The sequence below is a fragment of the Streptomyces sp. NPDC050211 genome (assembly GCF_040656035.1).
In the GTDB taxonomy this organism is placed as follows: domain Bacteria; phylum Actinomycetota; class Actinomycetes; order Streptomycetales; family Streptomycetaceae; genus Streptomyces.
In genome coordinates this window covers 1-25,008 of record NZ_JBFALC010000023.1, presented here as the reverse complement: position 1 = coordinate 25,008, position 25,008 = coordinate 1, and the positions used below count along the sequence as shown (strand labels likewise).

Genomic DNA, 25,008 nt, shown 5'->3' with positions numbered 1-25,008 from the left:
ATACAGGGGGAGTGCGCAGTCCCCCAAGAGCGTTACAACTGGGCAAAACAGCTGTAGCCAACAGCTACAACGCCGAAGGGCCTCCCGCACCACGGATGGCGGGAGGCCCTTCGGTTCGTTCAGCGATCGGAGCCCGTCAGGAGGCCTTGGCCTTCTCTTCGGTCTTCTTCTGCGTCGCCGCCGCAGGCGCCGGCGCCGGCTTGGCGGCCTCGTAGAACTCCTCGCGCGGGTGCTCCATCGCGCCGAGGGAGACGACCTCGCGCTTGAGGAACATGCCGAGGGTCCAGTCGGCGAAGACACGGACCTTGCGGTTCCAGGTCGGCATGGCCAGACCGTGGTAGCCGCGGTGCATGTACCAGGCGAGCCGGCCCTTGAGCTTGATCTTCATCTTGCCCATGACGATCATCGCGACGCCCTTGTGGAGGCCGAGCCCGGCCACCGCGCCCTTGTTGGCGTGGGCGTAGTCCTTCTGCGGGAAGCCCCGCATACCGGAGATCACGTTGTCGCCGAGCACCTTGGCCTGACGCAGCGCGTGCTGGGCGTTCGGCGGGCACCAGGCGTTCTCGTTGCCCGCCTTGCGGCCGATGAGGTCCGGGACCTGGGCGTTGTCGCCGGCGGCCCAGATGTAGTCGGTGCCCTTGACCTGGAGGGTCGGCTCGCAGTCGACGTGACCGCGGGGGCCGAGCGGCAGGCCGTAGCGAGAGAGGACCGGGTTGGGCTTGACGCCGGCGGTCCACACGATGGTGCTGGAGTCGACCTCGAGGCCGTTCTTCAGCACCACGTGGCCGTCGATGCAGGAGTCCATGGAGGTGGAGAGGTAGACCTCGACCCCGCGGGCCTCCAGGTGCTCCTTGCCGTACTGGCCGAGCTTGGGGCCGACCTCGGGAAGGATCTTGTCGGCGGCGTCGACGAGGATGAACCGCATGTCCTCGCGCGAGACGTTGGTGTAGTACTTGGCCGCGTCGCGGGCCATGTCCTCGACCTCGCCGATGGTCTCCGCGCCGGCGAAGCCACCGCCGATGAAGACGAAGGTGAGCGCCTTGCGGCGGATCTCCTCGTCGGTGGTGGAGGCGGCCTTGTCGAGCTGCTCCAGCACGTGGTTGCGCAGGCCGATGGCCTCCTCGATGCCCTTCATACCGATGCCCTGCTCGGCGAGGCCGGGGATCGGGAAGGTGCGGGAGACCGCGCCGAGCGCGACGACCAGGTAGTCGAAGGGCAGCTCGTACGCCTCGCCGACCAGCGGGGCGACGGTGGCGACCTTGCGGTCCTGGTCGATGGTGGTGACCCGGCCGGTGAGGACCTCCGCCTTGGGCAGCACACGTCGCAGCGGGACGACGACGTGGCGAGGGGAGATGTTGCCGGCGGCGGTTTCGGGGAGGAAGGGCTGGTAGGTCATGTACGACCGGGGGTCGACGACCGTGACGGTCGCCTCGCCGTAGCGCATCTTCTTCTGAATGCGCCGAGCTGCGTACAGGCCTACGTACCCACCGCCTACTACGAGGATCCTGGGACGCTCCGTGGTGCTCATGCCATCGAGTATCCACCTGCCCCAGGGGGGTGGCTCGTGCGCCCCTTCACAAGCTCCGGCAGAGGGTGTGTTATTCTGCGCGGCCCGCGTGACACAGGTCATGCCGACCGGGTGGAACCACCGTACCGGTCGACCCGTTGTCAATGCCGCGTGAGCTGCCTCTCCGCTCCGCCGGGGCCCGCGTGAGCCCCTCGAAACACCCTCCGCGACACCCTCGCGCAACGTCTCCGTCACGCACTCCCGAGCACGTCCACAGGCCCTCGGACCACCCGGAAGGACCAACCGGGGCCCGTTCGTCGCTCAACAGGGCAGAATTCCTTGTGAAGAACTTCACGAACTTTTCCGGCGGGGTGCCGCGGAGCGGCGTGTCACGCCCCTCGGATGCGCTCATACGTTATCCGGCCTGCTCAGCCGATGGCTACCGATGAGTAATAAACGAGAGCTACGCCACCGGTGCGTGTCGTTCACCCGTCAGCCACGCTCCGCGCGATATTGGACAGAAGTGTGCATAGCGTGCCCGCATGAGCACTTCACAGCTGGCCAAGAAGGCCACTTCGCGAATAGGCGCAGTCAGCGCGGTCCTGGGTATCGCTCTTGCGATGGGCGCGGTGACGACCGCATCCGCCGCCGCGACACCCGCCACTCACGCCGCCGTAAAGGCCACTCCGGCCAAGGGTGGCGGCCATGGCGACGATGGGGGGTGCAGCGGCCTCATCGTCCTACTCTGCAACTGACGGACAGCCCGCCCGGGCTGCGGCGACGGCCCCGGTTCCTCTCTATGAGGAGCCGGGGTCTTCTGCCACCTTGAAGGCGATGCCGTCGAGGATGTCGTGCTCGCTCACGACGACTTCCTCGGCGCCGATCCGCTCCATGATCGACAGGAGTACGAGGGCGCCCGCACCGATCACGTCCACGCGCCCCGGATGCATGGAGGGGATGGCCGCGCGCTCGGCGTGGGTGGAGTGCAGGAGCCGTTCGGTGATCTCCCGGACCCGGTCGTGCGAGACGCGGGAGTGGTGGATGGCGGCGGGGTCGTACTCGGGCAGGTCCTGCGCGATGGCGGAGACCGTGGTGACCGATCCGGCCAGGCCGACCAGCGTGCGCGCCTCGCGCAGCGGAACCGTCTGCTCGGCGAGGTCGAGGGCGGCGTCGATGTCGGCGCGCATGGCAGCGATCTGCTGCTCGCTCGGCGGGTCGGACACGACGCCATCGCGTACGAGGTGCCGCTCCGTCATCCGCACACAGCCGACGTCCACGGAGCGCGCGGCGCGCACATGCTCCTCGCCCACGACGAACTCGGTGGAGCCGCCCCCGATGTCCACCACGAGGTACGGCTTGTCGAGGTGATCGCTCCCCGCCAGTTCCTTCGTCGCCCCCGTGAACGAGAACTCCGCCTCCTGATCGCCCGAGATCACCTCGGGCTCCACCCCGAGAATGTCCAGCACCCCCCGCACGAACTCGTCCCGGTTCTCGGCGTCCCGCGAAGCCGAGGTGGCCACGAACCGCAGCCGCTCCGCCCCGTGCTCCTTGATGACCGCCGCGTACTCCCGGCACGCCGCGAACGTCCGCTCCAACGCCTCAGGCGCGAGCCGCCCGGTCCGGTCCACGCCTTGCCCGAGCCGCACGATCGTCATACGTCGGTCCAGATCGACGAGTTGACCGCTCTGAGGGTCCACGTCGGCGACGAGCAGCCGGATGGAGTTGGTACCGCAGTCGATGGCGGCGACGCGGCGGGTCACTGCTCGTCCTCCTTCGGCGCCGTCACACACGCCCCCTTGCGCCACCACTCCGGCAGCATCTCGATGGCCTCGTCGCCGAGCGGATTGACGCCGGGCCCCGCGGCCAGCGAGTGCGCGACCAGCACATGCAGACACTTCACCCGGTCCGGCATACCGCCCGCGCTCGGAAAGCCCTTGAGCTCATCGATCTCGTCCCGGCGCCGGATGTAGTCCTCGTGCGCGGAGCGATACGCGGCGGCCAGCTCCGGGTCGGTCTCCAGACGCGCCGTCATCTCCTTCATGACGCCGTTCGCCTCGAGCGTGCCGATCGCCGACGCGGCCTTGGGGCACGTCAGGTAGTACAGCGTCGGGAAGGGCGTCCCGTCGGGCAGTCGCGGCGCCGTCTCCACGACGTCCGGCTGCCCGCACGGGCACCGGTGCGCGATGGCACGCAGCCCGCGCGGCGGACGCCCGAGCTGCTGCTTGAAGGCCTCGACGTCCGCGTCGGTGGGCTCGGTGCGCGGAGTGGACGGCGGGGGCGTTTGCATCCTCGTACGACATTCTCTCTGTCAGTTCACTGGGCGGAGGCGTCGGACTTGTCGACCCCGTCCCAGACGTTCAGGTACCAGGGGCGGTCCGCCGCCCCGGTGTCGGCGCGCGACTGCTTCGCCGCGTGCGGGTCGACCACGATGAACCCGGTCTCCCCCGGCATCACATAGTGCAGCCGCCGCCGGATCTGCTGCTGGGCGTACGCGTCGTCCTGCCAGCGCGCCTTGAGGTCCCGCAGCTGCTCGACCCGCTGCTGGGCCTGCTGCTTCTGCTGCTCGAGATCGGCGATCTCGGCGCGCTGGGAGACGTACTGCCTTATCGGATAGGCGAGCGCCACGACCAGCGAGCACAGGACGAGTGCCAGCAGCGCCGCGCGGCCGGTCAGCCGGGAGCGGCGGGCCTGGCGTTTGGTCTGGGACCGGTAGACGCGGGCCGCCGTCTGCTCGCCGAGCAGCCGGATCCTGGTCGCGGTGGAGAATCGGTCCCGGTCCTTGACCGCCATGACCCGCCTCCCCTTCATACGTGCGTACGTCCCCGCACACGGTACGGGACCGAGTACGGGGACGTACGTACGACGCTGCGCTGCGGCCTGTGTCAGTCCTTGAAGCGCGGGAAGGCGCTACGACCGGCGTAAACCGCCGCGTCGTCGAGGATCTCCTCGATGCGCAGCAGCTGGTTGTACTTGGCGACGCGGTCCGAGCGGGCCGGGGCGCCGGTCTTGATCTGACCGCAGTTCACGGCGACGGCGAGGTCGGCGATGGTGACGTCCTCGGTCTCGCCGGAGCGGTGGGACATCATGCACTTGAAGCCGTTGCGCTGGGCCATCTCGACGGCGTCCAGGGTCTCGGTCAGCGAGCCGATCTGGTTGACCTTGACCAGCAGGGCGTTCGCGGAGCCCTCCTCGATGCCGCGGGCCAGGCGCTCCGGGTTGGTGACGAAGAGGTCGTCGCCGACGATCTGGACCTTGTCGCCCAGCTTCTCGGTGATGACGTTCCAGCCGGCCCAGTCGTCCTCGTACAGCGGGTCCTCGATGGAGACGAGCGGGTACGCGGAGACGAGCTCCTCGTAGTACTCCGTCATCTCGGCGGCCGAGCGGGACTTGCCCTCGAACTCGTAGACGCCGTCCTTGTAGAACTCGGACGCGGCGACGTCGAGCGCGAGCGCGATCTGCTCGCCGGGGACGTAACCGGCCTGCTTGATGGCCTCGATGATGAGGTCGAGGGCGGCGCGGTTGGACTCCAGGTTCGGGGCGAAGCCGCCCTCGTCGCCGAGGCCGGTGGACAGGCCCTTGGTCTTCAGCACCTTCTTGAGGGTGTGGTAGACCTCGGCGCCCCAGCGCAGGGCCTCGGAGAAGGTCTCCGCGCCGATGGGGGCGATCATGAACTCCTGGATGTCCACGTTGGAGTCGGCGTGCGAGCCGCCGTTCAGGATGTTCATCATCGGCACCGGCAGCAGGTGCGCGTTCGGGCCGCCCAGGTAGCGGAAGAGCGGGAGGTCGCTGGCCTCGGAGGCGGCGTGGGCGACGGCGAGGGAGACGCCGAGGATGGCGTTGGCGCCGAGCGAGCCCTTGTTGTCGGTGGCGTCCAGGTCGAACATCGCCTGGTCGATCAGGCGCTGCTCGGTGGCGTCGTAGCCGACCAGCTCCGGGCCGATCTGCTCGATGACGGCGAGGACGGCCTTCTCGACGCCCTTGCCCATGTAGCGGTTGGGGTCGCCGTCACGCAGCTCGATGGCCTCGAAGGCGCCGGTGGACGCACCGGACGGAACGGCGGCACGACCCGTGCTGCCGTCGTCGAGGCCGACCTCGACCTCGACCGTGGGGTTGCCTCGGGAGTCCAGGATTTCCCGGGCTACGACGACGTCGATGGACGGCACGAGCATCTCCTTCGTGGATGTGACGCGGTTTAGCAGGACCGCAGCGGCTCTGCGAGATGAGCCTAACCGGCTCCGGGCGATCGGCCACCGGGTCACCCACCCGATGGACAGAACCGAGAGCAAATTGTTTCTGAACGGAACAAAAAGTGTGTCAGAAGTGAGCCGGACGCGGGGCAGAAGCGGGGCAGAAAAAAGCCCCGCCCCGGTGCGTACGGGGGAATGACGCACCGGGGACGGGGAGCCCGTGGGGACGGGGGGACCCTCACGAGGCCTTCACCATGAGGACCACGGATGTGAGGGAGCTGTGGTTCAACTGTGTCCTGCCTGCGGAGGCAAGATCACTTGAGGTGCAGCTGCTGACCCGGGTAGATGAGGTCGGCGTCCGAGACGATGTCCTTGTTGAGCTCGAACACCTTCGCCCAGCCGCCCTTGACGTCGTGCTCCTCGGCGATGGTGCTGAGGGTGTCGCCCTTGACGACCTTGTACTCGCCGTCGCCCTTCTTGACCTTCTTGCCGGTCGGGGTGGTGACGGTCTTCTTGGTGCTCTGCTCGGGCGCGGGGCGCTCGGCGGAGCGGGAGGCCGACTGCTCCTCGCTGGAGCGCGTGGTGCTCTCGCTGCTCTGGTTCGACGAGGAACCGTTGTACGAGGCGCTCGACAGGCCGGTGCCGCAGTTCGGCCAGGCACCCTTGCCCTGGCCCGCGAGGACCTTCTCGGCTATCTCGATCTGCTGGGCCTTGGAGGCCTGGTTGGCGGTGGCGGCGTACTGCGTGCCGCCGTACGCGGCCCAGGTGGAGGCGGAGAACTGCAGACCGCCGTAGTAGCCGTTGCCGGTGCTGATGGACCAGTTGCCGCCGGACTCGCACTGGGCGACGGCGTCCCACTCGGAGGCGGTGGCGGCGGAGGCGTTGCCGGCCGCCATCAGCGGGGCGGCGACGGCGGCACCGGTGACACCGGCGATGGCGATGGCCCGAGTGGCCTTGGACGGACGGCGGTGCTTGCCCTTGCCGGAAAACAGCATGGTTGATCCCCTCACCGACGCCTGCGAGGTGAGCTGTCGGGTTCGGGCCGGTTGAGTTGCCCGGCCATGTCTCGTACGAGGCTCTGGTCTCGTACGGGGCACGGCTTCACCCCAAGCCGCTCGGTCAACTGACGGGCGCGGCACTTACCTTGGGTCCCCCGCTCCTGCCTACGGCGCTGTTAAGCGACGACTGTTCCCGTGCGGCCACTGGCAGGATTCGGCGTTGTGGCAGCCGGGGCTCGTGTTGGCGAGCGGTGATGACCGTAGACACGCGATCCGCGGAATTTCAAAGACGATCAGGGCTTCTGAGACTCATCCCACACTTTCACCGAACCGGACATTCAGCGCTAAACAGGGAGTCAACTACCGCTGGTTTTCGCCCGTTTCGACACCGACTTCGAGGGTCTGACCGGGGATGATGAGGTCCGGGTCGGTACCGATGGTTCCCTGGTTCTCGGTGTAGAGCGCACGCCATCCGCCGCTCACCTCAAGGGAGTCGGCGATCGTCGTGAGAGTGTCCCCGGCGCGGACGCTGTAGGAGGCGTGACGGCCGGCGGTGTCGGCGCGCACCTCACTCTCGGCCTCGTCCGCGCTGACGCCCCGATGTTTGCCGGTTCCGGTGCCGGTGTCCGTAAGGTACGAAGAGCCGCCACTCTGGCCTGACTTGTCCGTATCGTCATCCTCGGCGGAACCCGTGGAGGCACTCGGGCTGGATTCGACGAATGTGTCCGACTTGGCCGGGTTGTCCGTCGTATCCGACGGCTCGTCAGACGGAGACGGGGAGGACGGCGAAGGAGAGGACGAGGAAGGGGAAGCCGAGGGGGACGACTCCGAAGACTCCGAAGACGAGGACGACTCAGGCGAGTCGGACAAACCGGGTGAGTCAGATGAGTCGGAGGAAGCGTCGGGCGACGTGGACGGTTCGGCCGATGCCTCGCCCTCCAGGCCCGTGTCGACGTTCGCCGAGCGGGAGTCCTCACCGAGGCCGTGGAGCAGTCCGCATGCGGGCCACGCGCCGGCGCCCTGGTCCGCGAGGATCTTCTCGGCGACGGCTATCTGCTGGGAACGGCTGGCCTGGTCGGCACTCGGGGCGTAGTCGAGGCCGCCGTACCGCTCCCAGTCCTCCTGGGGCAACTGCAGTCCGCCGAAGAACCCGTTGCCGCTGTTGGCGCTCCAGGCGCCGCCGCTCTCACACTCCGCGACCTTGTCCCAGGTGCTGCCGTCGGCCGCGCTCGCGCCGCTCGCACCGAGGAGGGGGATGGCGATGGCGGAGCCGGTCACTCCGGCCGCGACGAGCAGGGCCGGGGCCTGACGGGGGCGACGGTGACGACCGTTCCCGGAGAGCATGCGGGGGCCTTTCGCGAGACAGCAGGGACCGGCGCGGCGGGTGAGGCTGGGGGGCCGCGCTGATCCGTGAACGTATAGGCAGCCCCTCACTTGTCACAAGTTAATGCCGCGTAGATCACGTGAAGATCACAGACGTGAGTGCGTGTCACCTTTGCGCAGGTGAGGCGAGTTGGCCAGGTGGCGCGAACTCGACGGGCAAGTCACCAGCCGGTCGAGGTGAACGCGACCGGCAGGCCATCAGACCGGTGGCGCGCACTCGACCGGCAGACCAGCAGACCCGCGGCGCGCACTCGACCAGCAGACCAGCAGACCCGCGGCGCGCACTCGACCAGCAGACCAGCAGACCCGCGGCGCGCACTCGACCAGCAGACCAGCAGACCCGCGGCGCGCACTCGACCGGCAGACCAGCAGACCCGCGGCGCGCACTCGACCAGCAGGCCATCAGACCCGCGGCGTGAACTCGACCGGCAGTGTGCGTAGGCCGCGCATGATGAGTCCGCCGCGCCATCTCAGGTCGGTCGGATCCATCGCGAGTCGCAGGTCGGGGAGGCGGGTGAGGAGGGTGGCGAGGGCGGTCTGGCCTTCCAGGCGGGCGAGCGGGGCGCCGAGGCAGTAGTGGATGCCGTGGCCGTATCCGAGGTGCTGGTTGTCACGGCGGCCGAGGTCGAGGACGTCGGGGTCGGCGAACCGCTCCGGGTCCCGGTCGGCGGCGGCGAGGACGACGAGGACGGGGTCGCCGGCGGCGATCGCCTGCCCGCCGATGGTGAGCGGCTCGGTGGCGAACCGCCAGGTGGCCAGTTCCACGGGGCCGTCGTAGCGCAGGAGTTCCTCGACGCCGGTTTCCAGGAGGGCGGTGTCGTGGGCGGCGAGGGACCTCTGGAGGCGGGCGCGCTGCTCGGGGTGGGTCAGGAGGGCGTACGTGCCGTTGCCGATGAGGTTGACGGTCGTCTCGAAGCCGGCGAACAGGAGGATGAAGGCCATCGCCGCGGCCTCGTTCTCCGTGAGGTGCTCGCCGTGGTCGGAAGCGCGGATGAGACCGGAGATGAGGTCCTCGCCGGGCGTGGGTTCGGCGGGGAGGGCCTCGCGCTTGCGGTGGATGAGGTCGGCGAGATAGCCCCGCATCTTCTTCACCGACCGCGCGACTCCGCCCCTGGGGCCGCCTTGATGCCGGATCATCATGCCCGCCCAGTCCCGGAAGTCGTCCTGGTCCTCGCGCGGGACGCCGAGCAGGTCGCAGATGGCGAGGATAGGGAGCGGGAACGCGAACTCGTGGATGAGGTCGGCGGATCCCTTCTCGGCGAACCCGTCGATGAGGTCGTCGGCGAGTTCCTGGACCCGGGGCGCGAACTCGGCGACGCGGCGCGGGGTGAACGCCTTGGAGACCAGCCTGCGCAGCCTGGTGTGGTCCGGCGGATCGATGTTCAGCAGATGCGTCATCAACTCGGCCTTGCGCTCACCGGGGATGCCGGTCTTGCCCTTGGCGTGCGCGGGCTCGTCATGGTGCGCCGGGTTCTTGGAGAGCCGCCCGTCGGCAAGTGCCTGCTTGGCGTCGGCGTACCGGGTGACCAGCCACGCCTCCACACCGCTGGGCAGCCGCGTCCGGTGAACCGGGGCGTGCTCGCGGAGCCAGGCGTAGGCGGGGTAGGGGTCGCTCGCGAACTCCCAGGTGAACAGCTCGGGGGCGGGAGCGGGGTGCGCGCTCATACCCCCTCCGTCTCCCGGATCGTGTCCCGGTACGCCCGGGCCGCCGCCCGCAGCGCGGCCTCCGGGTCGACCCCGTCGGCCTCGGCGCGGGACGCGAGCGCCAGTAGCTCATAGCCCACGCCCTCGGCCTTCGGCAGCGGCACGTCCAGTCCCGCCGTACGCACGCGCGACGCCAGCTTCGCCGCGAGGGCGAGGCCGGGCTGGCCGAGGGGGACGCCGTCGGTCACCGACGTCCGCCGCTTCTCGGCCGCCTTGGTGCGCAGCCAGTGCTCCTTGACCTCCTCGGGGGTCGTCGCCGTCTCGTCGCCGAACACATGCGGGTGGCGGTGGATGAGCTTGGTGACGATGCCGCCCGCCACGTCGTCGATGGAGTAAGGGGAGTCAGTGTCCTCCTCGGCGATGCGGGCGTGGAAGACGACCTGGAGCAGGACGTCCCCCAACTCCTCGCGGAGTTCATCGGCGTCGCCGTCCTCGATCGCCTCGACGAGTTCGTACGCCTCCTCGATCGCGTACTTCGCCAGGCCCTTGTGGGTCTGCTGCGACGACCAGGGGCACTCGCTGCGGATCCGGTCCATGACCTGGACGAGGTCGAGGAGGCGGGCGCCCGGCAGGTCGTACGAGGCCGGCAGCAGCTCCAGGTCGGGCATGTGGAAACGGCCCGATCCCGCGAGCCGCGCGAGGCCGTCCGTCAGGGCCGGTTCGCCCTCGCCCGTGGCGACGACCACCACCGTCCGCCCTCCGGCGCAGATGTCGACCAGTTCCTCGGCGGTCGGGGACGCCTCGTCCACCGATATCCCTGCCTCCCGCAGATACGGCAGCTGCGGGTGCGCGCCGTCCGCGCACAGCACCCGGTCGGCGCCGTGCAGCGTCTGCCACGCGGACCAGGACAGCAGTCCGGGCGCGACGCGGTGGCTGGTGGTGAGCAGGATGATGCGGCCGGGGGCCTGTTCTGCGCTGGTTGCGTTCACTCTCCGAACGTAACGCACCCCGCTGACGGCGCCCCGAGTTATCCACAGGGGGGCGGATGCCGCCCTGCCGTTACGCCGTCTCCCGCGTCCCCGTCGCCGTGACCTCTCGTACCCACGGGGTCTTCGCGTCGACGCGGCTGCTCTTCTCGACGTCCCAGGCGCCGTAGCGCGGGTTGAGGTCGACGTTCAGTTTGTCGGAGGCATCGGACAGTGCCTCCCAGAAGGCGGGCTGGCCGGTGTCCGTGCCGAGGTTCTCGGCGAGCTTCTGGGCCTCCAGCTGGAGGCGGAGGTTCTCGTCGAGGCGCTCCGGGGGGACGCCGTACTGCTGGAGCCAGGTCGTCTCCAGCCCCTTGGCGCCGCCGGCCTGCTCCTCCAGGGAGGCCCGCATCTCCTGGATCTCCTTGCGGGATACGGTCACGCCCGCGTCCTGGGCGGCGCGGTGCAGCACCTGATCGAGGACCATGCCGTGCAGGGTGTCGCGGGTGAGGCTGCCGGTCTTGGCGATGGCCTGCTCGTACTGCGCCTCGTCCGCGACGACCGCGCGCTGGGCCTCACGTACCTCGCTGACCCTGTTCTCCAGCTGGGAGACAGTGATCCGCTGTCCACCGACGACGGCTGCCGCGCCGGGGTGCGCATCGTTTCCGCAGGCGGTGAGAAGAGGGGCCGCAGCGACGAACGCGGCGGAGAGGAGGAGCGCGGTGCGACGGCGGCGGTGCAAGGAAGCCTCCCGAGGAGATTGTGCGGCGGTGCACAAAGTCTTGCGGTGATCGATGGTAGGCAGTGGCCAAGCTCTGGCCAACCCATTCGACCAACGATTCATCAGGACTTCGGGCACCGGCGCGTGTCCCGGGTGCGCCCGAACGCCGACGTCAGCCGCGAACCTGCCCCAACCACTGCAGTGTCCGGCGGATGTCCGTCGCGAGTGGGTGGCCGGGGCCGTGCAGGCGTTCCACGTCGAGTACCAGGCGGGCGAGGGTGTCGTGGGCGGCGCCGCGGTCGCCGAGGGCGAGGAGGAGGTGGCCGATGCGGCGGCGCACGTCGTGGGAGAGGTGGGGGTCGCCGGCGACGTACTGGTTCTCGTAGTACGGCAGGAGCGTGCGGTACTCCGCGAGTGCCGCCGCCGGCTGGCCGAGCTGTTCGAGGCACTGGGCGGCCTCGTAGCGGAAGCGCAGGGACTGGGGGTCGGCCTGGCCCGCCTCGGCGGCGCGTTCGTCGGCGAGGCGGCGGAGTTCGGGCAGCGCGCGCCGGTACTGGCCGTCGTCCATGAGCGTGGCCGCGTACTGCTTGCGCAGGGTGCGGACGACCGGTGAGTGCTCGCCGTGCTGTTCGGCGGCGACGGGCAGGATCGCGCCGAGGATGTCGACGGCCTGGGTGATGCGGCCCTCGCCGAGGAGTCGCTTGACCTCGTCCACGGCGCGGGCGACGTCCGGCTTCTCGGCGACGGGCGGGACGACGGGGGCGGGCTGCGGCGCGGGTGTGCGGGCGCGGTCCGGCCAGGGGGCGTGCGGGCGCAGGAAGGGGCGTCTGGGGTCGAGGGGCGCCGCGGTGGGTGTCCCGCGCCCGGGCAGGAGCAGCGCCAGGTGCTCGTACACCTCCTGCGCGGAGGTGGGCCGGTGCTGCGGGTCCTTGGCGAGCAGACCCAGGACGAGCGTTTCGAGTGACTCGGGGACTTCGGGGCGGATGCGGCGCACGGGCACCGGGGGCTCGTAGAGGTGCCGATGCAGCACGCCGAGCGCCGTCGAGCCCGAGAACGGGACGTCGCCGCTGAGGAGTTCGTGCAGCACCACGCCGAGTGCGTACAGGTCGGTGTACGGGCCGACCGCGCCGCCCATCGCCTGCTCGGGGGCCATGTAGGCAGGCGAGCCGATGGGGGTGCCGGTGTGGGTCAGGCGGGTGGTGTCGGTGTCCATGACGTGGGCGACGCCGAGGTCGAGGACGGTGATCGTGCCGTCCTGCTTCACCATCACGTTGCGCGGCTTGAGGTCGCGGTGGACGATCGGCACCGCGTGCACGGCGCTCAGCACGGCGCACAGCTGCGCGGCGACCGCGACCGCCCACTGCCACGGGTACGGGTTGCGCTCGGCGAGATGACCGGCGAGGTCGACGCCGTCGACGTACTGCATGACGAGGAACAGCTCCTCGCCCGCGGTGCCCGCGTCATGCACCGTCACCAGGCCGGGGTGGTCGACCTGCGCGGTCACCCGGCACTCGCGCTCGAAGCGGCGGCGCAGTTCGTCGGCCTCGTGGCCGGCCACCTTGTCGGGCCGCAGCAGCTTCACCGCCACGCGCCGGTCGAGTCGCTGGTCGTAGGCCGTCCAGACCTGGCCCATGCCGCCCTGCCCGATGAGGGTGGACAGGGCGTACCGGCCGGCGACGAGACGTCCTGCCGCCACGGTCACCTTCCGCTCTCGTGGTTGCCGTCGTGCTTGCGCAGATAGTCACTGAGCTCGTCGAGCTCGGCGCGCACCTGGTCGATCCGGGCCGGTGCGGGGCGCTGCGGCGGGGTGGGTATCGGCGTCCGGTCCGCGGGGGCCTGGGGCATCGGAGGCGGGAAGTGCGGGGCGGCCGGGGTCTGCGGCGCGGTGGCGGCGGTGTACGGCGTCGACTGCTGCGGGTAGCCCTGCCCCGGTACCGGCGTCTGCCCCGCGCCGTACGCACCGCCCTGGCGGAGCCGCTGGAAGTGACGTACCTCGGCCACGAGGTAGTACGCGACGCTCGCCACCAGCGAACCCAGCAGCAGAAGAAAGCCGAGCCAGCCGCCCGGGGTGTTGATCTCGTCGCCGGGCTCGGAGACGAGCAGCCCGCTCGCGACGATGAGGGCGGCGACCAGGGCCCCGAGCAGGATCCAGTCGCGCATCTTGCGGGTGACGACCGCCAGGCGCAGCAGCATCGTCCACGACAGGAAGCCGAAGCTGATGATCGAGAGCGTCACGAACACCACACGCAGCAGAATCAGCCACAGCGTCGGGGGCGGCTGCTTCACCGGCTGCGGGTAGCCGTGGCCATGCATGACTGCTCCTGGTGCCTGAAGTGGGGCGTACGGGACCTTCGGCGTCGTCCCACGCGGGCGCGACGCCGGTGGCGCGATTGTTCGGTTCGAGCGTATAGGCCGACACCGACAACCGGTCCGGGTTGTACCGAACCGTTGTCGTGCCGACCATTCCCAACGACCGCCCAGTCCCTACGGCTTCCCAGGCGAAAGCCGCACCCTCACACCCCGTGCCGCATCCACACATTGGGCTCGACATACACGGCGTACCCCTGCTCCGGTTCGCACCGCACCGGCACCAGGGCGCCCGGCACCTCGATGTCGCCGGCGGTGTCGAAGGGCAGGCCCGTCCAGCCGCGCCACTGCTCCAGCGAGCCGGCGACGGTCATGGACGCCGGGGCGATGGAGTCGATGACGGCGCCGGCGCGGGCGTGGACGCGCAACCAGGGGTCGTGCGGGAGCCCGTCGGGGCGTACGCGGTGGGCGTACTCCTCGATGGGCGTGCGGGGTTCGAGGTGCTTGGCGCTGGGGCGGACCGGGGCGACGACCTCGCCGAAGCCGTGCACGCGGGCGTTCTCGCGCATCGCCGACAGCATGCGTCCGGACAGTCCGCTCCCCTGGGCGTGCGGGGCGACGGTGACGGAGATGGCGCTGACCGTGTCGGGGCGGACCCCGCGGCGCAGATCGCTGAAGGCCCACACGAGCACTTCGTCCCACCCGCGCGCGGGCAGTTGTCCCCGCCCTTCGGCAGCGAGGGCGAAGGGCACGCTCTTGGCGTGCGCCACGATCTCGCCCGTCTCGTCCTCGGCGAACAGCACGAACTCCGGGAGTTCGGCGGCGATCCGCGGATAGTGCGCGTCGCCCACGGCGTCGTTGATGACGAACTCCGCCCAGCTGTTGGGCATTTCGGCGATCCGCTCACGCGCCTCGGGCCTCTCGGCCAGGCTCCATATCTTCAGCTCCATATCTTCATCTTCAGCTCCATGCGGTCACCTTGAAGTGCTCTTCCGGCTGAAGCCGGGAGATTCTCACCTACCTTGCGGTGGCGGGCTTGACGCCACGAGTGCGCCTGACGACTGCCCTCCCGGCAGCCGGGATGAGCGCGTGGCCCATCCGGTACAGGTGCAAGACGTTCCGGGCGGCGTTGTGGTCGGCATTGCCCGACCATCCGCAGTCCGGGTTCTTGCACACGAACGTGGCCTGGTCCTCCCGGCTGCCCGGTGTGATGAAGCCGCATGCGGAGCAGCGCAGGGAGGTGTTCGGGGCAGGGACCTTGTGCAGGGTGCCGCCGTGGCGGGCGGCCTTGTACGTCAGCATCGTTACCGTGCGGCCCCATGCCTCTTGGCTGATGGAGCGGTTCAGGCCGGCCTTCTGCGCGACGTTCTTCCCCGGGTTGTCGATGGTGCCCCTGGCGGACTTGACCATGTTCGGGATGTCCAGTTTCTCCACCACGATCACGCCGTAGGTGCGGGCGAGTTCGGTGGTGGTCTGGTGCTGCCAGTCAGCGGCGCGGCGCGTGGCTGTTGCGCGTAGCCGCTTGATCTGGTCGTAGGTGTTCTGGAGTCGGCGGGAGGTCTTCTCGCCGCTCTTGCGGAAGCTCTTGCGGTGCGCGGCGCGCTGCTCCAGGCGGAGCAGCTTGGCCTTCTCGCCGGTGTTCAGCCACTTGTCCCGGTCGGCTGTGCCGTCCGGGAGCCGTGGGGGACGGCCGTGGTCCTGGTGGTTGCCGTCGGACAGGGCGAGCGGGACGTTGACCCCGGCATCGATGCCGGCCTCGGGACCGGTATGCGGCCCGGGTGCGGTCTCGAGGGTCTGGACACGGAAGGCAATGTGCCAGCCGAGGGCGTCCTTGACCAGCCGGGCCCCGGTGATCCGGCTGTCCTTGTTGGCGTGCTTGCCGACCGGGAGATCCTTGGTCCAGCGGCACCGGATCCGGCCGATCTTGGGGATGTTGACTATGCCCCAGCGGCGATGCACCCGCTTGATCTGAAGGTCACGCCCTTGTGGGATGTCCACCGACATCACGGTGCGCAAGCGGGCCTTGAAGTTCGGCTCATCGGCCCGCCCCTCCCAGCAGTTCTTCCAGGCCTGGACGTACGTCTTCAGTACCGCCTGGGCGGCCTGGGCCGGCAGGACGGCGAGCCAGTCGATCTCCTTGCGGGCCTGCCGGATCGCCTCGTCCGCGGCCTTGAGGGACCGGCGGCACTTCGGCGTCATCGTCCAGAAGTCGTGCAGGAGATTCCATGTGGCCCGTGCGGCGTGGGCCTGGGCGTCGACGAGCCGGGCCTGCGCAGGGGTCAGCGTCAGCCGGGCACGATGCCCGAACTGCCGCTTCTCCTGCGCACGTTCCGTTACCACGCGATCACTCTATCATTTGGTTCATGACACCACGATGGAATCCAAACCCCGATGTGCGCACCGGACGTCATGTCGTCTACCACCTTCATGTCCATTTGGTCTTCGTAACCAAATACCGGCGCAGGGCTATGACCGGTGAGATGCTGACGCGCTGCGAGGAGATCATGCGAGAGGTCTGCGAGGACTTCGAGGCCGAGCTGAAACAGTTCAACGGCGAAGAGGGCCACGTCCACCTGCTCGTGCACTACCCGCCCAAGGTCCAGCTCTCCAAGCTGGTCAACTCACTCAAGGGCGTCTCCTCCAGATACCTGCGCAAGGAATACGACGCGCACGTCCGCCGATACCTGTGGGGCGGCCACTTCTGGTCCGGCTCGTACTTCGCCGGAAGCTGCGGCGGGGCACCGCTGACCGTCGTACGCCAGTACATCGAGAACCAGCAGCGCCCCGTGTGACATGTGACGGCCGCCGTGGACACGGGACAACAGTGCAGATCCATGCCCACAGCCACATCAGAGCAGCCTTGAGATGCGCTTCACCCCCGCCCTGAAGGACGGAGCACTGCACAAGATCAAAGGTAGGTTCAGCCTCCGCACTGGCGCAGCATCATTTCCTTGTCGGGTGCCGTCACCGGCATCTCGTACTTCAGGGAGACCTGCGCGAAGCGGACCACGTAGGCCCCTGACCTGCCTTCAAGATGACGGCGACTCAGTGTTGAGCCTGTCGGCAGGCACGCGCTCGATGCGGGTCCAGCCGCTCCAGCCACGCTCCTTCAGAATCGCCAACACCAGTTCGGCGCCCGGTGCGGACTCAAGCATGGTTGAGTCCATCAGGGCGACGAACTGATCGTCGAAGCCGTCGGCACCCACCTCGCCGGCCTCCACGGCGCGAATCATCAGGCGCTCCAGGACGTCGGCGACTTCGACGATCCGTGGATCGCCGGCCCGCCAGTCGGGCTCCCCGGTGAAGAAGCTGTAGAGCCTCACCATGTCGGGGTCGTCCAGCTCCTCGTGCTTCTTGGCAATCACGGAGTCGATCAGGTCCGGCACCTGCGCGGCGATCATGATCCAGGCATCCCGCTCCAGCTCGATGTACCGCTCCCCGACGCCGAGACCGCGCAGCCGGTCGAGGTAGTCCACGACGCTCTGCGGGAGCGCCAGGTGCTCTCCGGTGGCAAGCCGGGCGAGCCGTCTGCGGGTGCCCTGCAGCCGCCGGATCTCGGCGCGCAGTTCCTTGTCGATCTCCTGGACGCCGGCGGCGAACTCCTCCGGGCCGGCGTCGAGGAGTTCCTGCACCCTGGCCAGCGGCACACCGGCATCGGCCAGGGTGCGGATCCGGATCAGTCGCACGACCGCGGCGGCATCGTAGGTCCGGTACCCCGACCGGTCGCGCTCGGGCTCGGCCAACAGCCCGATCTTGTGGTAATGGCGCACCGCCCGTACTGTCACCCCGGCGTACGCCGCAAGCTGGCTGATGGTGAGCATGGGTCTCAGCCTGCCTCAGGCGATCTTCCGGCGATAGGCGGCCATCGCGACGACGTACGCCACGACGAGGATGCCCACACACCACACGAGCGCGATCCAGATGTCGTCGCCGACCGGCCGCCCTGTGAACAGAGCACGGATCGAGTTGACGATCGACGTCACCGGCTGATGCTCGGCGAACCAGCGCACCGGGCCGGGCATCGTCTTCGTGGGCACGAACGCCGAGCTGACGAACGGCAGAAAGATGAGGGGGTAGGCGAACGCGCCCGCTCCCTCGACCGACGACGCGGAGAGCCCGGGGATCACGGCGAGCCAGGTCAGCGCCAGGGTGAACAAGAGCAGGATGCCGGCGACCGCGAGCCATGCCGACACTCCTGCCCCTGAGCGGAAGCCCATGAGCACAGCGACGCCCACGACGAGCACGAGCGCGATCAGGTTGGCGACCAGAGAGGTGACGACATGGGCCCACAGCACACCCGACCGCGCGATCGGCATGGACTGGAATCGCTCGAAGATCCCGCTCTTCACATCGGTGAACAGCCGGTACGCGGTGTAGGAGATGCCCGATGCGATGGTCATGAGCAGGATGCCGGGCAGCATGTAGTTCACGTACGAAACCGACCCGGTATCAATGGCGCCGCCGAACACGTAGACGAACATCAGCATCATGGCGACCGGCGTGATGGCGGTCGTGATGATGGTGTCCATGCTGCGTGTGACATGGCGCAGGGTCCGCCCGGTGAGCGCGGCGGTGTCGCTGAAGAAGTACGCGGTCATCCTTGTCCCCCAGTTGTCGTGCCGGCGGCGTCGCTCTTGTCGCCGCCGCCGATGACCGCGAGGAAGATCTCCTCCAGGGTCGGCTGCTTCTCGACGTACTCGACCGTGGCGGGCGGGAAGAGCTGCTTGAGCTCGGCGAGAGTGCCGTTCACGATGATCCGACCCTGGTGGAGGATCGCGATCCGGTCGGCCAACTGCTCGGCCTCGTCCAGATACTGCGTGGTGAGCAGCACCGTCGTCCCTTGGCCGGCCAGCTCCTTGACCGCATCCCACACCTCAATGCGCGCCTCGGGGTCGAGTCCGGCCGTCGGCTCGTCCAGGAAGATCACCGGCGAATTCCCGATGAGGCTCATCGCGATGTCCAGCCGGCGGCGCATCCCACCCGAATACGTGGACACCCGCCGCGCGCCCGCCTCGCTCAGCGAAAAGCGCCTCAGCAGGTCATCCGCGATCGTGCCCGGGTCTTTGAGGTGGCGCAGCCTGGCGACGAGGGCGAGGTTCTCCCGACCGCTGAGGATCTCGTCGACGGCCGCGAACTGTCCGGTGAGGCTGATGGACTCCCGCACGTTCGCCGGTTGCGTGGCGACGTCGAAGCCATTGACGCTCGCCGTCCCTGTGTCGGCCTTCAGGAGCGTGGCGAGGATCCTCACGGTCGTGGTCTTGCCCGCTCCGTTGGAGCCGAGCAGGGCGAAGATGCTGCCCGGCGCCACGTCGAAGTCCACGCCGCGCAGCACTTCGAGTTTCCCGTACGACTTCTCCAGACCCTGCACGCGCATCGCCGGACCGGCGATCGTTTGGGCCGTCATGGTCATCTGCCTCCTTTGCGGAGCTGTTCCACGCGACTGCGTGGACGCCTCTGTCGGAAGGATGGAGGGTTGACCCAACGTCAAGGTCAAGCTGGCTCCGACCGCGGCATCCGCCTCCTGCGCGCATCCGCCGACCGCAGGATCTACTCCTCAGACCGCCGTCCACGACCAGCGGGCACCCCGGAAGACGGTCACAGCCGCCCTCAACCGCCGCACTGCCGCTGCATCACGCGTCGAGCACCGGGAACATCGACTTCAGACTCAGCTCGCCGGGAAGCCGGCACGGGTGGTCAGGCAGCTCAAAGGCGTCAGGGCCGCCACGGGCTCATCGTCTGCGCAGTCCTGACTACACCCGTCGGCTCGTCATGCTCTCTGGCCGCCGAAGGTACCGCTGCCACGCATCAAGCCCGTCCTCCACGAAGCTCCAGCGCTATCTGGCCTCCTGGAACTCATCGAGGGTGAGCCACTCATGCCATGCGATTTCCGACGGGTCCACAACGAGCTCATCCGTGATCACTGCTTCGTGGAGCCCCAGCCAGTAGGGACTGATGGCTCCACGGCACAGGTACTTGAAGAGGAACGTCGGTGACGCTCTGACGCCCAGTTCCTCGACGAGTTCGCGTGCTGCCGCACTCTCGTAGGACTCGTCGACGTCCACGGCTCCGCCCACGAGCCAGTTGTACTGCCCCGGGAAACGGGACACCGTATGCGGTCGTCGATGCACCAGGATCCGGCCGTCGGGCCGACGGCAGACAGTCGTTGCGACGCGGTGCAGCCACCCGCTTCGCACCGCCTCTCCTCACTCGACAACTCCGAGCACCCGATCCTGATCGTCAACCTGCTCCACGAGTTCACCCATGGCGCACACCGTTCCACATCGCTCTGACAGCAGCCGCCTACAGGGCCGCGGAACCGCTTGAAGCTCAAGCGCCGCACTGCTGAAGCATCATGGTCTTGTCCGCCGACGTAACGGGCAGGTCGTACTTGACTGCCACTTGCGCGAAGCGGACCGCGTAGGAGCAGCGGATCCGTTTGTTCGGCGGGAGCCAGGACGCGGGGCCCGAGTCGCCCTTGGAGCTGTTGGCGCGGCCCTGGGCCGGGATCAGGTTGAGCGGGTCGTTCGCCAGTTGCTCGCGCTTGTCCTCGGACCAGCGTGCGGCGCCCATCTGCCAGCTGTAGGAGAGCGGCACCATGTGGTCGATCTGCACCTCGGTGGCCTGCTGCTTGCGCCACGCGATGGTCGTCCCGGTGTACGGGTCCTGGAGCGTCATGGAGATGACGACGCAGTCCGAGCCGGAGCGGAAACGGACGTCCTCGCCGTCCCGTTGGAGGAGGTCATTGCGGGTGTCGCAGCCGTTGCGGGCCAGCGGCACACCGTCCGCCGAGTCCATCCAGGCGTAGCCGAACTCGTCGCGGTCGTAACCCGTCTTCGGGCCGCGCCCCTTGGTCGCCACCTTCTCGATCAGCGCCCGCGCCTCGGCCCGGTCGGCGTCCGAAGTGAGGGGCGCGAGGCCCGGTTTCGTCCCGTCCGGGTTGTCGAACGGGCTGGTGCCGGAGCCGGAGGGTCCGTCGGAGCTGGAGGGCTCGCTGTCGGCCTCGGGCAGATCGACGTTCTCGCAGCCCGCGAGCAGTAGTGCCATGCCGAGCATGACGGCGGCGGCGGCCGCCCCACCCCTGAGTTGTTTCACGTTGGCCCACGGTAGCGGCCCAGAGGTCCAGACCATAGTGGCCCTTAAGGGGCATTCGCCTCAAGTCGGGCGTATCGTCGGTTCTGAGTCACCTCCGGAAGGAGATCTGGATGGGCATCTTCGACAGGTTCAAGAGCAACAAGGCGGCGCAGGAGAAGGCCAAGGGCGCCTCCGACGCCGCGGAACGGAAGATCAACGAGAAGACGGGCAACAAGTACGAGAGCCAGGTCGACCAGGCGCAGCAGAGGGCCGAGGGCGCCATGGGCATGGATCGGGACAGGCCCGAACAGCCGTAGCCACCAGACTCACGGAGGACAGCAGACCAGGCCGTCCGCGGACACCCACGTCCCGCGGACGGCTTCACACACTCCGGCGGCCCTACGACTCCAGGATGGCGGCCTTACGACCCCCAGGATGGCGGCCCTACGACCCCAGGATCGACGCCAGGAACTCCCCGACCCAGCCGAGCAACTCCCGCCCGACCAGCGGCTTCCCGCCCACCTTCGCGGTCTTCGGGCGCGGCACCAGCAGCTGGTGGGCAGCCGGCTTGATGACCGTCCCCGGGTAGAGCCGCTTGACGCGCAGCTCCTGCGACTCGCGCAACTCCACCGGCGCGAAGCGGATGTTGTTGCCCTGCAGGACGATCTCGCCGACGCCGCACGCGCGCGCGAGCATCCGAAGTCCGGCCACCAGCAGCAGGTTCTCCACCGGCTCGGGCAACTTGCCGTAGCGGTCGACGAGTTCCTCGCGTACGGACTTGATGTCCTCCTCCGTGTTGGCGGAGGCGATGGACCGGTACGCCGCCAACCGGAGCCGCTCGCCCGGCGCGTAGTCGTGCGGGACGTGCGCGTCCACCGGCAGCTCGATCTTGACCTCCAGCGGCGGCTCCTCCTCGACACCGCCCTCCAGGGAGGCCCGGTAGTCCGCGACCGCCTCGCCGACCATCCGTACGTACAGGTCGAAGCCGACGCCCGCGATATGCCCGGACTGCTCGCCGCCCAGAAGGTTTCCGGCGCCGCGGATCTCCAGGTCCTTCATGGCGACGTACATGCCCGCGCCCATCTCGGTGTGCTGGGCGATGGTCGCGAGCCGCTCGTGGGCGGTCTCGGTCAGCGGCTTCTCCGGCGGGTACAGGAAGTACGCGTAGCCGCGCTCGCGGCCACGGCCCACGCGCCCGCGCAGCTGGTGCAGCTGCGACAGGCCGAAGTTGTCGCCGCGCTCCACGATGAGCGTGTTGGCGTTGGAGATGTCGATGCCCGACTCCACGATCGTCGTCGACACCAGCACGTCGTACCGCTTCTCCCAGAAGTCGACGACGACCTGCTCCAGCGCCTGCTCCGACATCTGGCCGTGGGCCGTCGCGATCCGCGCCTCGGGAACGATCTCGCGCAGCCGCGCCGCCGCCCGGTCGATGGACTCGACGCGGTTGTGGATGTAGAAGACCTGGCCCTCGCGCAGGAGTTCACGGCGGATGGCCGCGCCGATCTGCTTCTCCTCGTACGGCCCGACGAAGGTCAGCACCGGGTGGCGCTCCTCCGGCGGGGTGGTGATCGTCGACATCTCGCGGATGCCGGTGACCGCCATCTCCAGGGTGCGCGGGATCGGGGTCGCGGACATCGTCAGTACGTCGACGTTCGCGCGCAGCTTCTTCAGTTGCTCCTTGTGCTCGACGCCGAAGCGCTGCTCCTCGTCGACGATGACCAGGCCGAGGTCCTTGAACTTGGTCTCCGACGAGAACAGCCGGTGCGTGCCGATGACGACGTCCACCGAGCCCTCGCGCAGGCCCTCCAGGGTGGCCTTCGCCTCGGTATCCGTCTGGAAGCGGCTCAACGCCCGTACGTTGACCGGGAATTGCGAGTACCGCTCGCTGAACGTGCCGAAGTGCTGCTGCACCAGCAGGGTCGTCGGGACGAGCACGGCGACCTGCTTGCCGTCCTGCACGGCCTTGAAGGCGGCGCGGACCGCGATCTCCGTCTTGCCGTAGCCGACGTCGCCGCAGACCAGGCGGTCCATGGGGACCGACTTCTCCATGTCCTCCTTGACCTCGGCGATGGTGGTGAGCTGGTCGGGCGTCTCCACGTACGGGAAGGCGTCCTCCAGCTCACGCTGCCACGGGGTGTCCGCGCCGAAGGTGTATCCCGGTGCCGCCATGCGCGCGCTGTACAGCTTGATCAGGTCCGCGGCGATCTCCTTGACCGCCTTCTTCGCGCGGGCCTTCGTCTTCGTCCAGTCGGCGCCGCCGAGCCGGTGCAGGGTCGGTGCCTCGCCGCCGACGTACTTGGTGATCTGCTCCAGCTGGTCGGTGGGGATGTAGAGCCGGTCGCCGGGCTGGCCGCGCTTGGCGGGGGCGTACTCCACGACCAGGTACTCGCGGGTCGCGCCCTGCACCGTGCGCTGCACCATCTCGATGTACCGGCCGACACCGTGCTGCTCGTGCACGATGTAGTCGCCCGCCTCCAGGGTCAGCGGGTCGATGGTCTTGCGGCGCCGCGCGGGCATCCGGGCGCCGTCCTTGCCGGCCGCCTTCTGCCCGGAGAGGTCGGTCTCGGTGAGGACCGCGAGCTTCAGCGCCGGATCGACGAAGCCGTAGTCGATCGAGCCGCACGCCACGTGCACGACGGACGGGGAGATCTCCCCGAGGTCCGCGTCCAGCCGCGCGGCGATGCCCTCGCCGCCGAGCACCTCGACGGTCCTGGCCGCCGGGCCGTGCGCCTCCGTCACATACACCGTGCGCCAGCCGTCGGCGAGCCAGCCCTTGGTGTCGGCCAGCGCCCGCGCGGTGTCCCCGCGGTACGACTCCGGCGCGTGCATGCCGAGCTTGAGCGTGTCCGCGTCCAGTTCCTCGTCCGCCGCGAACGGCGACACCGACCACCACATCATGTCCAGCTCGCGCGCCCGGTCCCGGACGTCCACGAGGGACCACAGGGAGGCCGCGCCGACATCGATCGGCGCGTTGCCACCACCCGCGGTGGCCGCCCAGGAGGCCTGCAGGAACTCCTGCGACGTCGCCACGAGATCCGAGGCACGCGTGCGTACCCGCTCCGGATCGCATACGACGGCCATGGCGCCCTTCGGCAGTACGTCGAGCAGCAGCTCCATGTCGTCGACGAGGACCGGCGCGAGGGACTCCATGCCCTCCACCGCGATCCCCTCGGCGATCTTGCCGAGCAGCTCACCCAGCTCGGGGTGGGCCTCGGCGAGGGCACGCGCGCGTGCCCTCACATCGTCCGTGAGCAGCAGCTCGCGGCAGGGCGGCGCCCACAGGCCGTGCTCGGCGACCTCCAGGGAACGCTGGTCGGCGACCTTGAAGTAGCGGATCTCCTCGACGTCGTCGCCCCAGAACTCCACGCGCAGAGGGTGTTCCTCGGTGGGCGGGAAGACGTCCAGGATGCCGCCTCGTACGGCGAACTCGCCCCGCTTCTCGACGAGCTCCACGCGCGCGTACGCGGCGGCGGCGAGGGCCTCCACGATCGTGTTCAGGTCGGCGGACTCGCCGGTGCGCAGGGCGACGGGTTCCAGGTCGCCGAGGCCCTTGACCTGGGGCTGGAGCACGGAACGCACCGGCGCCACGACCACGGAGACCGGGCCCGTCTCCGGGTCGTCGGCCCTGGGGTGGGCCAGGCGGCGCAGGACGGCGAGGCGGCGGCCCACGGTGTCGCTGCGGGGGCTGAGGCGCTCGTGCGGGAGGGTCTCCCAGGACGGGTACTCCGCGACGCCCTCCGGGGGGAGCAGGGAGCGGAGGGCTGCCGCCAGGTCCTCCGCCTCGCGGCCGGTCGCGGTCACCGCGAGGACGGGGCGGCCGGACTCGCGGGCCAGCGCGGCGACGGCGAAGGGGCGGGCCGCTGGGGGGCCGACCAGGTCGATGTGCATCCGGTTGCCGTCTGCGGCCGCCTTGGTCGCTTCCGCGAGGGCGGTGTCCTTGACGACGGCATCGAGCAGACCGTGCAGGCTCATGTGGAGGGGGCTTCCGTCCGGGGGTGGGCAACACGAAGGGCCCGACTCGTCACACGGGCCGGGGGGTCTCCAGCGTACGTCGGCGTCGGCGCGGGTGTCGGGGCCTGTGGATAACACCGGTTTTCTCGCCCCCGCCGCCCCTACCCGTCCCATCCCCCAGGGGCTCCGCCCCTTCAACCCCGCCAGGGGGCTCCGCCCCCTGGACCCCCGCTCCTCAAACGCCGGAGGGGCTGAATTTTTCAGCCCGTCC

General features: G+C 69.2%; 23 protein-coding genes, 1 pseudogene and 1 riboswitch. Of the genes and pseudogenes, 3 read left to right on the top strand and 21 right to left on the bottom strand.

The genetic code is table 11. The annotated features are described in order from the left end of the window. Window positions 1-136 precede the first annotated feature (136 nt). Complete coding sequence (locus tag AB0I98_RS22955) at window positions 137-1,528, bottom strand: NAD(P)/FAD-dependent oxidoreductase (RefSeq protein WP_362944549.1); 1,392 nt, start codon at window positions 1,526-1,528, stop codon at window positions 137-139. 521 nt (window positions 1,529-2,049) lie between these two features. Here AB0I98_RS22955 and AB0I98_RS22950 point away from each other — a divergent pair. After that, on the top strand, window positions 2,050-2,262 hold the full coding sequence (locus AB0I98_RS22950; RefSeq protein WP_362944547.1) for a hypothetical protein: 213 nt from the start codon (window positions 2,050-2,052) through the stop codon (window positions 2,260-2,262). A gap of 42 nt (window positions 2,263-2,304) precedes the next feature. On the opposite strand, the gene AB0I98_RS22945 is transcribed toward AB0I98_RS22950, so the two are convergent. The 13 genes from AB0I98_RS22945 to AB0I98_RS22885 form a co-directional block, all read right to left on the bottom strand. Further along, window positions 2,305-3,267, bottom strand: coding sequence for a Ppx/GppA phosphatase family protein (locus AB0I98_RS22945; protein WP_362944545.1), 963 nt, complete (start codon window positions 3,265-3,267; stop codon window positions 2,305-2,307). Next, a complete protein-coding gene (locus tag AB0I98_RS22940) occupies window positions 3,264-3,794 on the bottom strand; it encodes a DUF501 domain-containing protein (RefSeq protein ID WP_362944543.1) in 531 nt (176 codons plus the stop codon). Before AB0I98_RS22940 ends, AB0I98_RS22945 begins: the two co-directional genes overlap by 4 nt. A 26-nt stretch (window positions 3,795-3,820) precedes the next feature. Next, a complete protein-coding gene (locus AB0I98_RS22935; RefSeq protein ID WP_362944541.1) occupies window positions 3,821-4,297 on the bottom strand; it encodes a septum formation initiator family protein in 477 nt (158 codons plus the stop codon). A gap of 92 nt (window positions 4,298-4,389) precedes the next feature. Continuing rightward, window positions 4,390-5,676, bottom strand: a complete 1,287-nt coding sequence (eno, locus tag AB0I98_RS22930) for a phosphopyruvate hydratase (RefSeq protein ID WP_328363233.1) — start codon at window positions 5,674-5,676, stop codon at window positions 4,390-4,392. A 332-nt stretch (window positions 5,677-6,008) separates the two neighbouring features. Beyond that, entirely contained in the window at window positions 6,009-6,689 is a 681-nt protein-coding gene (locus AB0I98_RS22925) for a transglycosylase family protein (protein ID WP_362944539.1), read from the bottom strand. Between the two features lie 3 nt (window positions 6,690-6,692). Beyond that, window positions 6,693-6,875, bottom strand: a riboswitch (cyclic di-AMP (ydaO/yuaA leader). A 177-nt stretch (window positions 6,876-7,052) separates the two neighbouring features. Further along, the gene (locus AB0I98_RS22920) at window positions 7,053-8,036 is read right to left on the bottom strand and encodes a transglycosylase family protein (RefSeq protein ID WP_362944537.1); all 984 of its coding nucleotides are present in this window, start codon (window positions 8,034-8,036) and stop codon (window positions 7,053-7,055) included. 441 nt (window positions 8,037-8,477) lie between these two features. Beyond that, window positions 8,478-9,740, bottom strand: a complete 1,263-nt coding sequence (locus tag AB0I98_RS22915) for a cytochrome P450 (protein ID WP_362944535.1) — start codon at window positions 9,738-9,740, stop codon at window positions 8,478-8,480. Beyond that, entirely contained in the window at window positions 9,737-10,708 is a 972-nt protein-coding gene (locus AB0I98_RS22910) for a nucleoside triphosphate pyrophosphohydrolase (RefSeq protein ID WP_362944533.1), read from the bottom strand. Before AB0I98_RS22910 ends, AB0I98_RS22915 begins: the two co-directional genes overlap by 4 nt. A 70-nt stretch (window positions 10,709-10,778) precedes the next feature. Beyond that, window positions 10,779-11,426, bottom strand: coding sequence for a SurA N-terminal domain-containing protein (locus AB0I98_RS22905; protein ID WP_362944531.1), 648 nt, complete (start codon window positions 11,424-11,426; stop codon window positions 10,779-10,781). 151 nt (window positions 11,427-11,577) lie between these two features. Beyond that, complete coding sequence (locus AB0I98_RS22900) at window positions 11,578-13,065, bottom strand: serine/threonine-protein kinase (RefSeq protein WP_362944702.1); 1,488 nt, start codon at window positions 13,063-13,065, stop codon at window positions 11,578-11,580. Window positions 13,066-13,103: 38 nt separating this feature from the next. Then, a complete protein-coding gene (locus AB0I98_RS22895) occupies window positions 13,104-13,718 on the bottom strand; it encodes a hypothetical protein (RefSeq protein ID WP_362944529.1) in 615 nt (204 codons plus the stop codon). A gap of 200 nt (window positions 13,719-13,918) precedes the next feature. Continuing rightward, window positions 13,919-14,662: an N-acetyltransferase gene (locus AB0I98_RS22890; RefSeq protein ID WP_362944527.1), complete on the bottom strand. Its 744-nt coding sequence runs from the start codon at window positions 14,660-14,662 to the stop codon at window positions 13,919-13,921. Window positions 14,663-14,729: 67 nt separating this feature from the next. Then, complete coding sequence (locus tag AB0I98_RS22885; protein WP_362944525.1) at window positions 14,730-16,052, bottom strand: transposase; 1,323 nt, start codon at window positions 16,050-16,052, stop codon at window positions 14,730-14,732. Between the two features lie 23 nt (window positions 16,053-16,075). Between AB0I98_RS22885 and tnpA the strand changes: the two genes are divergently transcribed. Then, window positions 16,076-16,504: an IS200/IS605 family transposase gene (gene tnpA / locus AB0I98_RS22880; RefSeq protein WP_362944523.1), complete on the top strand. Its 429-nt coding sequence runs from the start codon at window positions 16,076-16,078 to the stop codon at window positions 16,502-16,504. Between the two features lie 128 nt (window positions 16,505-16,632). Here tnpA and AB0I98_RS22875 read toward each other — a convergent pair. The 6 genes and pseudogenes from AB0I98_RS22875 to AB0I98_RS22850 form a co-directional block, all read right to left on the bottom strand. Further along, window positions 16,633-16,728 (bottom strand): annotated as a pseudogene (locus AB0I98_RS22875) (HNH endonuclease); the annotation flags it as partial. Window positions 16,729-16,741: 13 nt separating this feature from the next. After that, on the bottom strand, window positions 16,742-17,533 hold the full coding sequence (locus AB0I98_RS22870) for a MerR family transcriptional regulator (protein WP_362944521.1): 792 nt from the start codon (window positions 17,531-17,533) through the stop codon (window positions 16,742-16,744). A gap of 15 nt (window positions 17,534-17,548) precedes the next feature. Next, window positions 17,549-18,310 (bottom strand): ABC transporter permease, encoded by a 762-nt coding sequence (locus AB0I98_RS22865; protein WP_362944519.1) that lies wholly within the window; start codon window positions 18,308-18,310, stop codon window positions 17,549-17,551. Beyond that, a complete protein-coding gene (locus AB0I98_RS22860; RefSeq protein ID WP_362944517.1) occupies window positions 18,307-19,116 on the bottom strand; it encodes an ATP-binding cassette domain-containing protein in 810 nt (269 codons plus the stop codon). Before AB0I98_RS22860 ends, AB0I98_RS22865 begins: the two co-directional genes overlap by 4 nt. A 430-nt stretch (window positions 19,117-19,546) precedes the next feature. Further along, complete coding sequence (locus AB0I98_RS22855) at window positions 19,547-19,906, bottom strand: NUDIX domain-containing protein (RefSeq protein ID WP_362944516.1); 360 nt, start codon at window positions 19,904-19,906, stop codon at window positions 19,547-19,549. Window positions 19,907-20,039: 133 nt separating this feature from the next. Next, window positions 20,040-20,765 carry an HNH endonuclease family protein gene (locus tag AB0I98_RS22850; RefSeq protein WP_362944700.1) on the bottom strand — a complete coding sequence of 242 codons (726 nt, stop codon included), beginning with the start codon at window positions 20,763-20,765 and terminating at the stop codon, window positions 20,040-20,042. Between the two features lie 149 nt (window positions 20,766-20,914). On the opposite strand from AB0I98_RS22850, the gene AB0I98_RS22845 reads away from it, so the two are divergent. Beyond that, complete coding sequence (locus AB0I98_RS22845; protein ID WP_362944515.1) at window positions 20,915-21,100, top strand: antitoxin; 186 nt, start codon at window positions 20,915-20,917, stop codon at window positions 21,098-21,100. A gap of 127 nt (window positions 21,101-21,227) precedes the next feature. Here AB0I98_RS22845 and mfd read toward each other — a convergent pair whose 3' ends face one another. Then, window positions 21,228-24,758 carry a transcription-repair coupling factor gene (gene mfd / locus AB0I98_RS22840; protein ID WP_362944513.1) on the bottom strand — a complete coding sequence of 1,177 codons (3,531 nt, stop codon included), beginning with the start codon at window positions 24,756-24,758 and terminating at the stop codon, window positions 21,228-21,230. Window positions 24,759-25,008: the final 250 nt, after the last annotated feature.